We start from the raw sequence: 1,408 nt of genomic DNA on the forward strand, positions 1-1,408 counted from the left end.
ATCCAAGGCATGATCTTGGCCGATAACGCGCTTGGCCATGGTGTCTTTTAAGTTCAAAATTGTTTTTATTTCATCATCCTGCATTTTACCTGCCGGAATGCCAGTCCAATCAGAAATGACTTCAGCAATCAATTGTTCATCAACTTGCCAATGCACCATAGGCTGTTTATTGGCTGACAATATTGCCTTAAACGCCGTTAACTCCACTAACAAAGGTTCGGTATCTGTTTCTGATGCTTGAATCTGGCCAACTAATTCAGCAATTTTTTGAACGGTAACTAATTCGTCCTGCCATTGTGTTGTCAAAGGAGCGAGTTCTTTTGAAAGCAATTTATGTTTTTTGGTTAACTCTGTAATAGACTTTTTATGATCTGAACCGGTTTTTTGCTCACGAGTAAGAATGCTAATTTGTGTGTCTAGTTGCTGAATTTGTCGTTGTAAGGATTCAACCATTCCAGGGGTAGAAGCTTGACTCATAGCGACACGCGCGCATGCAGTATCTAATAAACTTACCGCTTTATCTGGCAGTTGTCGGCCAGTAATATATCGATGAGATAAGTTAACTGCAGCACATAAAGCTTGATCGGAAACAAGAATTTTATGGTGCCCTTCCATTACAGGTAACAAGCCCCGCATCATTGCAATAGCTTGTTCAGGAGAAGGCTCTTCAATTTTAACCACTTGAAAACGACGAGTTAATGCGGCATCTTTTTCAAAAAACTTTTTATATTCTGCCCATGTTGTTGCCGCAATGGTACGTAACTCACCACGCGCTAATGCGGGTTTTAATAAATTTGCCGCGTCATTTTGTCCAGCTTGTCCGCCGCTGCCAATCATGGTGTGAGCTTCATCTATAAATAAAATAATAGGTTTAACAGACTGTTTAACTTCTTTAATTAAAGCTTTTAAGCGGTTCTCAAATTCCCCTTTCACTCCGGCTCCAGCTTGTAGTAAGGCTAAATCCAGTACATGAATACGAACATTTTGTAATGCAGTCGGAACTTCTTTCTGGGCAATTTTAAGCGCTAAACCTTCCACAACAGCGGTTTTACCAACACCGGCTTCACCCGTTAAAATAGGATTATTTTGACGGCGACGGGTTAAAATGTCGATCATCTGCCTAATTTCATTATCACGTCCAAGAATAGGATCTATTTTCCCCAGTTCTGCTTGCTCAGTTAAATTTTGGGTAAATTGGTCTAGATTTGGTGTTTTGCTCGGCGCAGACTGCATCGCCTGAGTTTCTTCGATATCGCTACTTGACACTTTATGCTCGGTAGATTGACGAGCAAGCTGTGGCCATGCATGTTTTAGCTGTGCAGGATCTATTTTAAGGAGCTGTTTTGCAGAGCGCGAAACCAAAGAGTTTAATGAATCGTCAGTCAGCAAGGTAAAAATCAGATAGGCA

The 1,408-nt window shown here is 41.1% G+C and carries 1 protein-coding gene; it reads right to left on the reverse strand.

Going from position 1 to position 1,408, the window contains the following annotated elements:
- A partial coding sequence (locus CXF78_RS00485) for an AAA family ATPase (protein WP_145991275.1) occupies window positions 1–1,408 on the reverse strand: 1,408 nt, incomplete at both ends.

It is taken from the genome of Shewanella sp. 11B5 (assembly GCF_002836795.1).
GTDB lineage: Bacteria > Pseudomonadota > Gammaproteobacteria > Enterobacterales > Shewanellaceae > Shewanella > Shewanella frigidimarina.